Origin of the sequence: Pseudoalteromonas sp. GW168-MNA-CIBAN-0100 (assembly GCF_040309225.1) — a bacterium.
GTDB classification, from domain to species: Bacteria; Pseudomonadota; Gammaproteobacteria; order Enterobacterales; family Alteromonadaceae; genus Pseudoalteromonas; species Pseudoalteromonas arctica.
In genome coordinates, this window is sequence record NZ_JBEOOL010000051.1 from 1 (window position 1) to 13625 (window position 13625).

General features: G+C 40.0%; 12 protein-coding genes and 1 tRNA gene. All 13 read right to left on the reverse strand.

Annotation, left to right across the window (positions count from 1 at the left end):
* Positions 1–233: 233 nt before the first annotated feature.
* Entirely contained in the window at positions 234–2144 is a 1911-nt protein-coding gene (locus tag AAEY62_RS19590) for an aminotransferase class V-fold PLP-dependent enzyme (RefSeq protein ID WP_024591500.1), read from the reverse strand.
* Positions 2145–2438: 294 nt separating this feature from the next.
* Positions 2439–3128: a GGDEF domain-containing protein gene (locus AAEY62_RS19595; protein ID WP_024591501.1), complete on the reverse strand. Its 690-nt coding sequence runs from the start codon at positions 3126–3128 to the stop codon at positions 2439–2441.
* Positions 3100–3663, reverse strand: coding sequence for a hypothetical protein (locus tag AAEY62_RS19600; protein ID WP_154903405.1), 564 nt, complete (start codon positions 3661–3663; stop codon positions 3100–3102). The genes AAEY62_RS19595 and AAEY62_RS19600 overlap by 29 nt, the downstream gene beginning before the upstream one ends.
* Complete coding sequence (gene nth / locus AAEY62_RS19605; protein ID WP_024591503.1) at positions 3638–4270, reverse strand: endonuclease III; 633 nt, start codon at positions 4268–4270, stop codon at positions 3638–3640. Before nth ends, AAEY62_RS19600 begins: the two co-directional genes overlap by 26 nt.
* 49 nt (positions 4271–4319) lie before the next feature.
* Positions 4320–5018 (reverse strand): electron transport complex subunit E, encoded by a 699-nt coding sequence (locus AAEY62_RS19610; protein ID WP_002962263.1) that lies wholly within the window; start codon positions 5016–5018, stop codon positions 4320–4322.
* Positions 5015–5656: an electron transport complex subunit RsxG gene (rsxG, locus tag AAEY62_RS19615; protein WP_024591504.1), complete on the reverse strand. Its 642-nt coding sequence runs from the start codon at positions 5654–5656 to the stop codon at positions 5015–5017. The genes AAEY62_RS19610 and rsxG overlap by 4 nt, the downstream gene beginning before the upstream one ends.
* A complete protein-coding gene (gene rsxD / locus AAEY62_RS19620; protein WP_002962268.1) occupies positions 5653–6711 on the reverse strand; it encodes an electron transport complex subunit RsxD in 1059 nt (352 codons plus the stop codon). The genes rsxG and rsxD overlap by 4 nt, the downstream gene beginning before the upstream one ends.
* Positions 6708–9290 carry an electron transport complex subunit RsxC gene (rsxC, locus tag AAEY62_RS19625; protein WP_350635853.1) on the reverse strand — a complete coding sequence of 861 codons (2583 nt, stop codon included), beginning with the start codon at positions 9288–9290 and terminating at the stop codon, positions 6708–6710. Before rsxC ends, rsxD begins: the two co-directional genes overlap by 4 nt.
* An 8-nt stretch (positions 9291–9298) precedes the next feature.
* A complete protein-coding gene (gene rsxB / locus AAEY62_RS19630; RefSeq protein ID WP_007585357.1) occupies positions 9299–9853 on the reverse strand; it encodes an electron transport complex subunit RsxB in 555 nt (184 codons plus the stop codon).
* Between the two features lies 1 nt (position 9854).
* Positions 9855–10436, reverse strand: coding sequence for an electron transport complex subunit RsxA (gene rsxA, locus AAEY62_RS19635; RefSeq protein WP_008172491.1), 582 nt, complete (start codon positions 10434–10436; stop codon positions 9855–9857).
* A gap of 81 nt (positions 10437–10517) precedes the next feature.
* Positions 10518–11336 carry a substrate-binding periplasmic protein gene (locus tag AAEY62_RS19640; protein WP_165721426.1) on the reverse strand — a complete coding sequence of 273 codons (819 nt, stop codon included), beginning with the start codon at positions 11334–11336 and terminating at the stop codon, positions 10518–10520.
* A 15-nt stretch (positions 11337–11351) separates the two neighbouring features.
* On the reverse strand, positions 11352–13295 hold the full coding sequence (locus tag AAEY62_RS19645; RefSeq protein ID WP_350635857.1) for an EAL domain-containing protein: 1944 nt from the start codon (positions 13293–13295) through the stop codon (positions 11352–11354).
* 148 nt (positions 13296–13443) lie between these two features.
* Positions 13444–13520, reverse strand: a tRNA-Asn gene (locus AAEY62_RS19650).
* Positions 13521–13625: the final 105 nt, after the last annotated feature.

Below are 13625 nucleotides of genomic sequence, written 5' to 3' on the forward strand. Positions count from 1 at the left end.
ATCCGAGGTGTGTGAAACCAAAACCCAGTAAATACCCCAATAAAAAAAGCCAGTCAGCTGTTAACTGACTGGCATTAAGCCATCTGGCTTGCTTTTTTTTAACTATAATTAGTTAACATTTATAAAAATGATTTATTCCACTTTGTATTTTACTTCTCAATACTGTTACTGCGGCAATGTCTTGCGGCACTGCCACCAGTAATCATTATTAAGATAGTATTAAACCAATACCTTTATTTTTTAACCTTACCCTTAAGAACATAAATTTCACCATCGAAACTGCCTTGTATCGTCAGTCCTTGGCTTGCTAACTCTTGTAAATATTCGATATGGTCATTAGTGATATGCTGGCCTGGGACTAAAAGCGGAATGCCCGGTGGATATGGAGTAACTAAACCTGCACAAATGCGGTTGTTGCTTTTACTGATAGGCACAGATTCGCGGTCGCCATAAAAAGCATCGCTTGGAATACACGCCAAATCTATGGCAGGTAAATTTTCAGGTAAGCGAGCTCTACGCGTCGATTTCGATAGTTTTACCTTACCGCTGTCTAGCTTTTTCAACGCATTGTACAAACGAATTATTTTTGAGCGCGTGCCGCCAAGCGTCAGTAAAACCAAAATGGTGCTGTGTGTGTATTTTTCTATCTCTAGCCCAATTTCATCCAGTAGATATTTATGAATATCTTTTAATGAGTAAGGTAGCTCACTAATATCAATAAGGATCTTTAATGGATCGTGACCCATATTATCACCACTAAAATGCGGGAATATTTCCATAAAGTCTTGCTTAGCTAATACTTTAATTTGCTTAAGCGAGGCCATCTGTTGTTTAAACTCCTCAACATGATTTAGCAGCGCATTGAGCAGCTTATAGCCTTCCATCTCTAATTGCTTTTGGCACACGTCAAGCGATGCAATAAGCTGGTATTTTGGCGATGTGCTGGCGTAGATACTATAAATCTCTCGAAAGAAATCAGCATCAAAATCGGGATCGTTAATATGAATATAAGACGCCTGAGAAAACGCCGATACTACTTTATGCGCCGAATGCGTAATGTAGTCAGCCCCAGCATGTATTGCAGAATAATGACGAAAGCTAGGATGAAACAAAGAGTATGCAAACCAGGCTTCATCTATAAACACCTTAATACCATATTGATGAGCATAATCTACGACTTGTTTTAGGTCGCTAAGTAGGCCATCGTAAGTACACCCGGTAAGCACTAGTAATTTAGCATCAGTATTGTTTTCAATTGCTAATTTGATGTCGGCCAACGACGGTGGCGCGAAAATGCCATATTTTGGATTTAAGATACTCGCCAAATAAATGGGGTAGCTAGCTGATTGCAAGATGCCATAGTGTACTGACTTATGGCAATTACGGTCGACAATTACTTTATCTCCCTTGCGCAGGAGTGTCTGCAAGATGATTTTATTTGAGGTAGATGAACCATTTGTAACAAAGTAGGTGTGCTTAACTTCAAACGTCGCCGCGGCTGATTCTTGAGCGCGACCAATAGTATTGGTGCTGTCTGACAATGAACCTAGCGAGTCTACCGAAACCGACAGGTCGCCAACAAATACATTGCGGCCGTAAAACTGATAAAAATCTTTGATATAAGGTGAGTTTCTAAAGCTAGAACCCCCGCTATGGCCAGGTGTATGCCAAGAGTCGTTTGCTTCACCAACGTAACGACGATACGCCGTCCAAAATGGTGTTTCAGAGCGGTCGTCAAAATCGTTAATCATATAACCTAAAATAGCTTCTGGGTCAGAAATCACCTCATCTTTAAAAAAGAATGATTCAATTTCTTCTGATTCGTTAACGATCTCCAGCCCTTTAGTGTCGTCGCCAATAACATAAACCGGCAGCTCGAGACGAATTGCCTTTAAATCCTCGATAAAGCGGCTATACATCCGCTCACCCACTTTGTTGTGCATATCCCAGCTTAGAACTACGGCTTGAATATCACCATCTTCCTCTACACATTCCAGCGCGTGTTTAAGCTCGAGGCATTCAATAATATCGATATGGATATCGTCTCGCTCAAAGTTAGGAATGGTCTTTGACAGATTAGTTGAAAGCCCTTGTAAGGTGGCTGGGTCTTGTTCAATTATCAAGATACGAAGTAGAGGTAGCATAGAGGGTTTCGCAATATAATTTTATAATGCTCACTAGCATAACCAAAGGAGTGAGCGTTGTGAAATTAATACTTTGATAATGTTCTATTAATAGTCACATTCTGCGGGTTATCTAAATTAAATTACAAAAATATTGCTAGGCCTTGGGTTAAAAATACGACTCAATTTATTGTTAGTGAGCGTTTAGTTAATGCGGCGCAATTTATTAATAATATAGAATCGACTGGCAGCTAAACGATTAGCTATCTTATCACTAGAGTTCGAATAGAAGTGTGCTAGCCAAGGTTTAACCTGTTAGTTATCAAATACGATAACTTGATTTTTACCAGCACTTTTAGCTTGATATAACAGTTTATCTGCGTTTTCATATAATTTTTCAAACTTACAGTGTTTTGTATCGCCTTTATCTACACCAGCACTAATTGTAACTCTTTGCAATTCAGGTGATATATCAGTTAAATTAAGACTCGCAATTGCCTCTACAAGCCGTTGTGAAATCATTTTTACAATTTCAACATCATGGCTAGGAAAGAAAACTACAAACTCTTCTCCGCCATATCGCCCTACAATATCTTTCTCTCTAGTTTGAAATTTTAGAGCATGGGCTACTCTTTGAAGGACTTTGTCACCAGCATTATGTCCAAATTGATCATTGATGAGTTTAAAGTTATCTATATCTGCAATTAGTAAAAAGCCGCTTTGTTTATCTAAGCGTGAAACTTGTTCATGGAAGCCTCTCCTATTTAATACTTTTGTCAAAGGGTCGATTAACGATTCATTAGTGATGGTTATATTTAGTCGTTTTAATCTTTTAATATGTCGAAATGAGAAAAGTAAAATTAGAATGAAAAGGCTAAGATTAATGAACAGAATTATATTTAACCTAATATGATCAGCCGCTTTGTTTTGCCAATCTATTTCGCTTGGAAATGCAAAGCTACTGAATAAAGAAAGGCTAATTAGTGCTAAATTTAAAATATACATTTTTTGATAAAGTAGAAACACAAATTAGGCAACTTATAAATGAATGTAATAATAGACCTTGAATACCAATACTTAAATAGGGCCCAATCATCTTTGCATCAGATACATCTAGCAAAACACCCCATGAAACAACCAGGTATAAAAATCCAATTAAGAGTAGAGATAAAGATATCGTTTCAGGCTTCAACTTAGTTACATACGTTGAAAATAAAATTATAAGAAGTAATGAGCTTATAGAAGATAAAACAGTCATCGGCTCAAACCAAAAACTTGGGGCCTCAATAAAAGAATGATTTTCATTAGCTTCCCAAAACTCAGGAAAGGTCAAAACCTGTAAAAGATCGACATTTGAAAATATGATCAAAAGTTCTTCAAATGTTACTCCCGCAACAGACTCGTTAAAAGCAATAAAGGTGATAAAGCCATTTGAAAGCCAGATACAGAAGGCTGAAGTAATTGCTAAAAGCAAATTGTATAATTGAGTTTTACCACTATAGCTTTTCAACTCGTTATTCCGTTTTTTCTTTAAACTCACACAAGTCTTCAATAATACAGCTGCCACACTTTGGTTTACGTGCTACGCAGGTGTAACGTCCGTGAAGAATCAACCAGTGATGCACGTCTACTTTAAATTCTTTTGGTACAACCTTTTCAAGCTTTTGTTCTACAGCTACAACATCTTTACCCATGGCAAGCTTTGTACGGTTAGATACACGAAATATGTGTGTATCTACGGCTATTACAGGCCAGCCAAAGGCGGTATTGAGTACAACATTAGCGGTTTTACGGCCAACGCCTGGTAGGGCTTCTAGGGCTTCACGATTTTCTGGCACGATGCTGTTATGTTCATCCACCAAAATTTGGCACATTTTGTAAACGTTGGCAGCTTTAGAATTAAATAAGCCGATGGTTTTTATATAATCACGCAGTGTATCGTGACCTATATCTAAAATAGCTTGTGGCGTATTAGCAACAGGGAACAACTTTCGAGTGGCTTTATTAACGCCTACATCGGTTGCTTGCGCTGAGAGTGTTACTGCTACTAGTAACTCAAACGGGCTTGAATATTCAAGCTCAGTAACTGGGTGCGGATTATCGTCGCGCAGGCGCGACAGTATTTGGTGACGTTTTTCTTTATTCATGCAACTTAAAACGTATTAGTGCTAATTGTTGCTCTAATACGTTTTCCCCTTAAGTTAAGCTAGTAACACGTGCTCGAGGGCCTTTTTCAGCCTCTGGCGGTGCAACTTGTTTTGATTTTATTTGTGCGTCAATTACGTTTTTTGCAGCAATAAGTAGCCCAAGTCCTAAAAAGGCACCCGGTGGTAAAATTGCGAGTAAAAATTGGTTATCAAAGTTAAATACTTCTATGCGCAAGCTCTGTGCCCATGGGCCAAGTAATAAGTCGGCACCGTCAAACAGCGTACCTTGGCCGATTAGTTCGCGCATAGTACCTAATACTAACAGTACAGCCATAAAGCCTAAGCCCATCATTAAGCCGTCAAATGCTGATAAATGAACAGGGTTTTTAGAGGCGTATGCTTCGGCGCGGCCAATAATGGCGCAGTTAGTTACAATCAACGGAATAAAAATCCCTAATGATTGATATAAACCAAAGGTATAAGCGTTCATGAGTAATTGAACTATTGTTACAAAGCCCGCGATGATCATTACAAATACAGGTATACGAATATCTTTTGGCACCCAGTTACGCACAATTGATACGGTAACATTTGAGCCTATTAGTACGAGTAAAGTTGCTAAGCCTAAACCTAAGGCATTTGTTACAGTTGAGGTAACGGCAAGCAGTGGACATAAACCTAAAAGCTGCACAAGGGCAGGGTTATTTACCCATACACCTTCTTTGTATAATGTTTTTAACTCACTCATTTAGCTACCTCCATACATTCGGCATTAGGTGCTGCAAAAATATCATCAAAATTAGTTTGTGCGAACAATACGGCATTTTTAACAGAGCTCACAACAGCACGTGGCGTTATGGTCGCGCCTGTAAATTGATCAAACTGGCCGCCATCTTTTTTTACAGCCCAGCGAGCGTCTTCTTCGCTTTCAACCGTTAAGCTTTTAAATGTTGTGATCCAAAGTGATTTTTTAACTTCTACTTTGTCGCCTAAACCAGGAGTTTCTTCGTGTTTAGTGGTACGAACGCCAGCAATAGTGCCATCGCTCAATACAGCTGTTAATAAGTTAATATCGCCACTGTAGCCGTTTGGCGTAACATGCCTAATAACAACAGCGACTGGTTTATTGTTTTTACGAGCACGGTAAATTACTTGGTTTGCGTGTGGGCCTAGTTTTTCGTCAGTAATAATTACGCAATCTTGCGATAATTGATTGTCGTACGATTTTGGGTCGAGCACTTCTTGTAGCTGCGCAGTAAGTTGCAGTTGTTCTTGCTCTGCAATTTTATCGGCAGTAAGTGCATTGATAGAGGCAACTAAGCCCGTTGTTGCTAACGCAAACGCAGTTAAAATAGCACCATTTTTAGCCATTGACGAAATGATCATTTTACTGCTCCATGGCCATAAGTACGTGGCTGTGTGTAGTAGTCTATTAGCGGCACTGCAATATTAATCAATAATACGCTAAATGCGATGGCATCAGGAAAACCACCAAAGGTACGAATTAAATAAATTAGTAAGCCAATTAGCGCGCCATAAATTAAGCGCCCTTTGTTAGTTGTTGCTGCAGATACCGGATCGGTTGCTATAAAAAAGGCCCCCATCATAGTGGCACCACTTAATAAGTGAAATAGGGTGCCCGGCTCTGTACCTGGTGATGCGATATAACCAATAGCACTACATACAGCTAAACTTGCGATAAAACTGACAGGAATATGCCAGTTAATTATTTTTGCTTTTAATAAGTATAAACCACCTACTAAAAAGCCTAAGTTAACCCACACCCAACCAAGGCCAGCCCATTCGTTAAATAATGGCTTTTGCATGCTTTCGGTAACGGTTAAACCGTGTGCTATGTCTGTTTTAACAGTATCCAGCGGTGTTGCCATTGTTAGGCCATCAACCCCTGCACGTACTTGATCTAGGCTAAACCCAGAGGCCGTAAAATCGGTGAATATTAGCCTTAGCTGATCAGCAAAGCCTATTGGCGTATTTATTAAATCGGTAACAGGCAACCATGCGGTCATTTGTACCGGAAACGAAACTAAAAGCAGTACATAAGCTGCCATTGCTGGATTGAATAAGTTAAACCCAAGGCCGCCATAAAGCTGTTTAACTATAACAATAGAAAATAAACAGCCAATAACGATTATCCACCAAGGGGCAAGTGGAGGGATACTCAATGCCAATAACACGGCAGTAAGCCACGCACTGCCATCACTTAATGCAGGCCAAACAGGGCGCTTTCGTATTAGCATTATTGCAGCTTCAAATACGCTTACAGCAACAAGCGCTAGTACCAGTTGAATAAGCACACCTGTACCAAAAAAGAAAACTTGAGCAATTAGCCCAGGAATACACGCAGCAATAACGCTAAGCATTAATCGCGTTAACGATTTATGGCTGTGATTATGCGGCGAACTGGCCATGGTTAATTTCATGACTGATTATTTCCTTCTTTTTGTAACTTTTTAGCTTTTGCTCTCGCAATTGCAGCAGCCACGGCGGCTTTTTTCTTATCGTCGGCTGATTTAGATTTATCTGCGTTAATAAGAACTGATGAGTCATCGGTGTTACTTTCTGCACTCTTAGGTGCTGCGCTATCAACTTGTAGCTCTTGGGGCTGAGTTTGTTCGGTAACATCTAGTGCTTTAGCCGCTTTTTTAGCTTTAGCACGAGCTATGGCCGCAGCTACCGCTGCTTTTTTATCATCAACGGGTGCCGCGCTTTGTGGCTCTTCACTCACGGTTTGCTCAGCTTCTTCTAATGCTTTAGCTGCTTTTTTAGCTTTTGCACGAGCAATGGCCGCCGCTACGGCTGCTTTTTTATCATCAGCAGGCGTATCGCTTTGTGGCTCTTCACTCACGGTTTGCTCAGCGCCATCTAATGCTTTAGCCGCTTTTTTAGCTTTAGCACGAGCAATGGCCGCAGCTACCGCTGCTTTTTTATCATCAACAGGGGCATCGCTTTGTGGCTCTTCACTCACGGTTTGCTCAGCGCCATCTAATGCTTTAGCCGCTTTTTTAGCTTTTGCACGAGCAATGGCCGCCGCTACCGCTGCTTTTTTATCATCAACGGGGGCCGCGCTTTGTGGCTCTTCACTTACTGTTTGTTCAGCGTTATCTAATGCTTGTGCTGCCTTTTTGGCTTTAGCACGAGCAATGGCCGCAGCTACGGCTGCTTTTTTGTCATCAACAGGTGCATCAGTTTGTGGCTCTTCACTTGCTGCTTGTTCAGCGTTATCTAATGCTTGTGCTGCTTTTTTAGCTTTAGCTCGAGCAATGGCTGCAGCGACTGCTGATTTTTTATCATCAACGGGCGCAGTATCGGCCGATTCATCTGTTTGAGATTTTTGCTCTTTATATTTACGCGCTTGTTCTTTACGTAGTGCGCGCTCTTTTGCTACTTCGCTGTTGTCAGGTTCTAATTCAGCAGATTGATCGCCTAGCTTTTTAGCTTTAGCGCGTGCAATAGCGGCTGCAACAGCTGATTTTTCATCGCCGTTATCTGATTTATTTTTAACGCGGGCTAGTGCCTCTGCTACTTTTTGCTTTTCGTCAGCAGATTTAGCGGCAGGTTTACGTTTATGGCGGTTTTGACGTTCTTCTTGCTCGCGATCTAAACGCTCTTTTCGTGCATCAAAACGCTCTTTTGCTCTGTCGGCTTTAATTTTGTCAGCTTGTTGTTCTTTAATTTCAACTTTGGCTATACGGTAGTACTGTACAAGAGGGATTTCGCTTGGGCACACATATGCACAAGCACCACACTCAATACAGTCAAATAAATTATGCTCTTGTAGTTTGTCGTACTCTTTTGATTTAGCAAACCACTGCAATTGCTGTGGTAATAAAGAAGCAGGGCAGGCATCGGCACAAGCGCTACAACGTATACAGGCTTTTTCAGGGCCGGGCTCCGCAAGCTCTTTATGATCAGGCGCTAAAATACAGTTAGTTGTTTTAACTATGCCAATACGCACTGTGGGTAGCGTAAAGCCCATCATTGGGCCGCCCATTACAACACTTTGCTGCGGTACAGGTGAGAAACCTTGGCAATCAAGTAAATGCTTTATTTCAGTGCCAAGTAGTGCCCATACATTCCCAGGCTTATGAATAGTGTTACCTGTTACCGTAACTATACGTTCAATGAGTGGTTTACCTTCATAAACGGCTTGTTGTACGGCAAACAAAGTCCCGGTGTTATGCACTAAAATACCAATATCGGCAGGAATACCAATGCTAGGAACTTCACGGTTAGTAAGTAATTTAATTAATTGCTTTTCACCGCCAGATGGATAAATAGTGGGCACCGTTTGAATAATAATTTTTGAGTTATGCTCAGCTGCTTGCTTCATTGCTGCAATAGCTTCTGGCTTATTATCTTCTATACCCACAATGCACAGCGTTGGATTTAAAAGTTGCTGCATTATTTCAATGCCTTGGATAACTTCTTTAGCGTGTTCGCGCATTAAAACGTCATCGGCAGTAATATAAGGTTCGCACTCAACAGCATTTACAATTAAAAATTCGATAGGTTGCTTGGTATCTGCTTTTACATAAGTAGGAAAACCAGCACCACCCATACCGCTAATACCGGCTTGGTGAATAATATTTATCAGCTCGTCATGACTAAGCTCAGCAGGATTTTTATTTTTATTTAGAGCTACCCATTCGTCTTTGCCGTCTGGTTCAATAATAACACTTAGTTCAGGTAGGGCCGATGGGTGTGCTGATGGCATAGGTGCAATATCAGTAACCACGCCAGAGCTTGGCGCATGCACAGGTACCGACCAGTTAGCAGCAGGCGCTGTAAGTGGTTGACCTTTTAAGACGTGTTGGCCTTTTTCTACAAGTAACTTACCGTTTGCACCTATGTGCTGCTTAAGCGGAACAATGAGTTTGTCGGGCAAAGGTAGGCGAGTGATACTCGCACTATTAGAGAGTGATTTTTGTTGTGGTGGATGTATGCCGCCAGGAAATGCCCACACGGTGCCTTTTTTTATTTGTTCAAGTAACTTGTCCACTCAAACCTCTAATCTATTTGTGTAACAGGAATAGCATCTAGCTGCCATTTCCAGTTTTGTTTAGTTTCGGCTACAGGTAGCATATCAATGCAATCTACAGGGCAAGGCTCAACACATAAATCACAGCCAGTACATTCATCAATTAACACAGTGTGCATTTGACGAGTAGCGCCTAAAATAGCGTCAACCGGGCAGGCTTGAATACATTTGGTACAGCCAATACATTCATCTTCGCGAATATAAGCCACTGTTTTTATAGGTTCTGCTTGCTCGCCACCGGCAAGTGGTTTTTCATCAACACCCATTAAGCCGGCAAGCTTTTTCATGGTTGATTCGCCGCCCGGTGGGCATTTATTTATTTCATCGCCATTGGCTATGGCTTCGGCGTAAGGGCGACAACCCGGGTAGCCACATTGTCCGCATTGAGTTTGCGGCAAAATAGTATCAATTTGCTCAACAATAGGGTTACCTTCAACGCGAAAGCGAATTGCTGCAAACCCTAAAATAAGTCCAAAAATGAGTGCTAGCGAACCAATCGCTATCAAGGCATAAAACAAGGTCATATTAAAACTTCACTAATCCAGTAAAACCCATAAACGCCATCGACATTAAGCCTGCAGTGATCATTGCAATAGAGGCGCCTTTAAAAGGCGTAGGAACGTCAGCAGCAGCTAAACGTTCTCGTAGTGCTGCAAACAATACAAGCACTAAAGAAAAACCAACCGCAGCACCAAAACCATATACTGCAGATTGTAAAAACGAATGATCTTCTTTGATATTTAATAAAGCCACACCTAATACCGCACAGTTAGTGGTGATCAGCGGTAAAAATATGCCTAATAAACGATATAGAGTAGGGCTTGTTTTACGCACAACCATTTCGGTAAATTGCACTACAACGGCAATTACTAAAATAAAGCTCATGGTGCGTAAAAAGGCGATATCCAGAGGGATTAAAATATATTGATTAACTAAATAGCTAGTTACAGAGGCAAGAGTAAGCACAAACGTGGTTGCCAAAGACATACCAATCGCCGTATCAAGCTTACCTGATACGCCCATAAACGGACATAAGCCTAAAAATTGTACTAATACAAAGTTATTAACCAGAACGGTTCCAATCAATAACAAGACATATTCTGTCATGTGTGCCTCACGCTATAATAAACGTGGGTATTATCCTTTTTTCTTTATCGATTAACAACACATGAGAAGCAAATAAACGACTCAATCAGTAATGATATTAAAGTGACTTAAGATTTCAGGTGTAATTAGAATAGGATCGATATTATACGGCTTTAAAATATCTTTAAATTGATCGTGTTCTTGGTATAAATCTAATAGTGCTTTATTAAATAGGGCAATTTGTTCAGGAGATAATTGAATTTTATTAAAACCAATAAAATAGGGGGATTCGCTTTGTAAAAAGGCCAAATTAACATGATGTAAGTTAAATTGTTTTAGCCTAGCGCGTGCTTGTAAAGTATTGGCAAAGTATCCATCTATACGGTTGTTTTCTATCATTTTCACACCCGTACCATTGGCATCGGTGAGTAAAACAATATCAAATTCCCTCAATCCGTCTTTAATCATTTGTTGCTGTATTTTGATTAGTTGAAAAGATGCATTTGAAGGGCCAAAAACAGCAATTTGCATTTTTTGTAGATCATTGAGGCTTTTGATGGTTTTTTTTGCACCCTCAGGTTGAAAAAATCCATATTGCATTTTCATAAGCGGGATCGAAAAATAAAGCCATTCGTTGCGGTCAAGATTCCAGCCCATAGGAAAGTTTCCTTGAGCTTGCAGGTTTTTTAGCATGAGCTTAGAGCGACGATTTGGTACGCTGACAAACTCACATTTATAATTGAGGCGTTTACACGCTAAGGTAAGTATATCAACAAAGGGGCCAGCGGCATTATCGTGTTCATCAACAAATGAAAATGGAGGATAGTTGTGAGTGCTAAAAACTAATTCTTTTTGCGGGGCGTTTGCGTACAAACTCAAAGGCATAATAAAAAGTATAATAAAGGTAATTACTCTTTTCATGATGCCTCCAATAGACTATATGTCTTTAGGTTTTTCTATGTAATAACCTTGAACGCCATCTAAACACAACGTTTCTATAATGTGCTTTTCTTCTTGGCTCTCAACGCCCTCAGCAAATACACTAACACCAATGCGGTGAGCTAAATCGACCATTAAGCGCATAAAGTACTGATTGTTTTTATCGTCTTCGAGGCCGCGAGTATAACTTGCGTCCATTTTAATAAAGTCAGGTTTTAAATCGCGGAAAAACTTAAATGAAGTTAAGCCAACACCAAAACGTTCAACTGTAACGCGTGCGCCAACACGGTGAACCATGTCGATAAAGCGCTTACTAGCCTTGATGTTTTGCTGTAAACCAAACTCACTTACTTCAAATACTAGTTTAGATGCAATATGCGTATCTTTCAATAATCGGCGCTCTAGCCAAATTACAAACTGATCGTTGTGTGCACTAGAGGCTGTTACGTTTAAACCAAAAAACTTTTCAGATAAATTACGGCTTTTAACCTTTTCAAGAGAAGAGTCTATTATCAGGCGATCAATTTCTATTGCCATATCAAGCTTTTCGGCCATCGCTAAAAAAGAAGCGGTAGGCAGTACTTGATTGTCTTCTGTTTTAAATCGAACTTGTACTTCAGCGTAGGCTTTTATGCTTTTACCAAGCGGCATAATGTTTTGCATTACCAAATGCACGCGCTTAGATTCAATAACTTCTTTAATAACCTTACGCCAGTTTTGATTACCAAAACCCGCACTTACGTTATTAACTAAATCGGTTTCGCGTTGTACGTGCCATGCGTTTACTTGTTTTGATTGCGCCATACTCATCGCGTTATCAACAACAGAAAGCAATTCGCCTAACGGCTTACCTTTTTCGTAACCTACAATACCTGTATTTGCTACCGAGCTTAACTCTTGGTTTTGTTGGTACTGCGTGAAGCGCGATTGGAGGTTTTCACCAAAGCGCTCAGCTTCTTTTAAAGGAATGTGGGGTAGTACGACAGCAAAGTCAGAGCTGTTTAATCTAAATACTTGGCTGCCAGTGTAAGTGCCGCTTATGTGCTTAATAATATCGGCAACGCCTTTAACGTACTCATCACCTTTTTGATAACCACGGCTTTGGTTTATAGCTTGTAGTTCGCTACAACGAACCATAGCTAAAGAACCAAATGTACTTTGCTCAGTGTTTTCAATGTTTTTTTCGTAATACTCAACAAACATATTACGATTACCAAGCGAGGTAATTACATCTTTGTACGCTTCATGCTTAATAGTCATAGCAGCGCTTTGTATGTCTTCGTTTTTGTTTTTTAAGAAATGTGATAATCGATTAAAGCTAGGTACTAAATCTTTTCCCATTTTTTTCAATCGAGTGCCATCTAGTGCTGTTTCTAAATCATTATCAACTTGGTTTTGATTGATATAAATATCGATAATGTCAGCAACTGTTGTACTTATGTTTTTATTTAAATGGTAAAAAATAGATTTCATTAGAATTATTGGAATAATAACTAAAATGGCAGAAATCAAAATAACAATAAAAAGGGACGTTTGTAGCTGCGACGCTAAATGCTCAATGTTAAGTACAAATTCAACTTTTATATCTGAGGCGTCATTTACAGCAAATTGAGGGCGCACTGAGTTAAAGTTAGAGAGTACAAAATCAGCAAACATTGGTAATTGAGTAGGGGTGTTAATACTAAATATTTCAGCCCCTTGGTAATCTCTTAGAGTGAAGCTTGAAAACGTTTTACCATCTGCAATTGATTGTTTTAGATTTTTAGCAGAAATATCGTCTAAAGAAAGGTCATTAATATACTTAGTAACAGTAGTTTGCGCACTTTTTTGTGCATCACTTACCGCAGTATCAAAGCTTATAGATATGAAGTAGCTTCCTGCTGCAACACACAATAACCAAGAGATAATTTGTATAAAAATAAGTTTTTTAAATCCAGCCATGTTTTCAGTCTTTTAATAATTCAAAAGGGAAGGAATCAAGTCCTTGATTAATAAACTAAGTACAGCGCATCAAGGAATAAACTAATGCTTTAGTTATATAAGGAAGAGTAGTGGAATTAGCTTGAGATGTCTATGAAATTCTTAGAATTGGCTCCCCCTCCCCGACTCGAACGGGGGACCTGCGGATTAACAGTCCGTCGCTCTAACCAACTGAGCTAAGGGGGAACTAAAGTAGTGATATTATTATGATGATTTGGCTCCCCCTCCCCGACTCGAACGGGGGACCTGCGGATTAACAGTCCGTCGCTCTAACCAACTGAGCTAAGGGGG

What these genes read in the sequence shown, in the direction of transcription:
- AAEY62_RS19590 (WP_024591500.1), bottom strand. Translation starts at nt 2,144, where the DNA reads ATGCTACCTCTACTTCGTATCTTGATAATTGAACAAGACCCAGCCACC.
- AAEY62_RS19595 (WP_024591501.1), bottom strand. Translation starts at nt 3,128, where the DNA reads ATGTATATTTTAAATTTAGCACTAATTAGCCTTTCTTTATTCAGTAGC.
- nth (WP_024591503.1), bottom strand. Translation starts at nt 4,270, where the DNA reads ATGAATAAAGAAAAACGTCACCAAATACTGTCGCGCCTGCGCGACGAT.
- AAEY62_RS19610 (WP_002962263.1), bottom strand. Translation starts at nt 5,018, where the DNA reads ATGAGTGAGTTAAAAACATTATACAAAGAAGGTGTATGGGTAAATAAC.
- rsxG (WP_024591504.1), bottom strand. Translation starts at nt 5,656, where the DNA reads ATGATCATTTCGTCAATGGCTAAAAATGGTGCTATTTTAACTGCGTTT.
- rsxD (WP_002962268.1), bottom strand. Translation starts at nt 6,711, where the DNA reads ATGAAATTAACCATGGCCAGTTCGCCGCATAATCACAGCCATAAATCG.
- rsxB (WP_007585357.1), bottom strand. Translation starts at nt 9,853, where the DNA reads ATGACCTTGTTTTATGCCTTGATAGCGATTGGTTCGCTAGCACTCATT.
- rsxA (WP_008172491.1), bottom strand. Translation starts at nt 10,436, where the DNA reads ATGACAGAATATGTCTTGTTATTGATTGGAACCGTTCTGGTTAATAAC.
- AAEY62_RS19640 (WP_165721426.1), bottom strand. Translation starts at nt 11,336, where the DNA reads ATGAAAAGAGTAATTACCTTTATTATACTTTTTATTATGCCTTTGAGT.
- AAEY62_RS19645 (WP_350635857.1), bottom strand. Translation starts at nt 13,295, where the DNA reads ATGGCTGGATTTAAAAAACTTATTTTTATACAAATTATCTCTTGGTTA.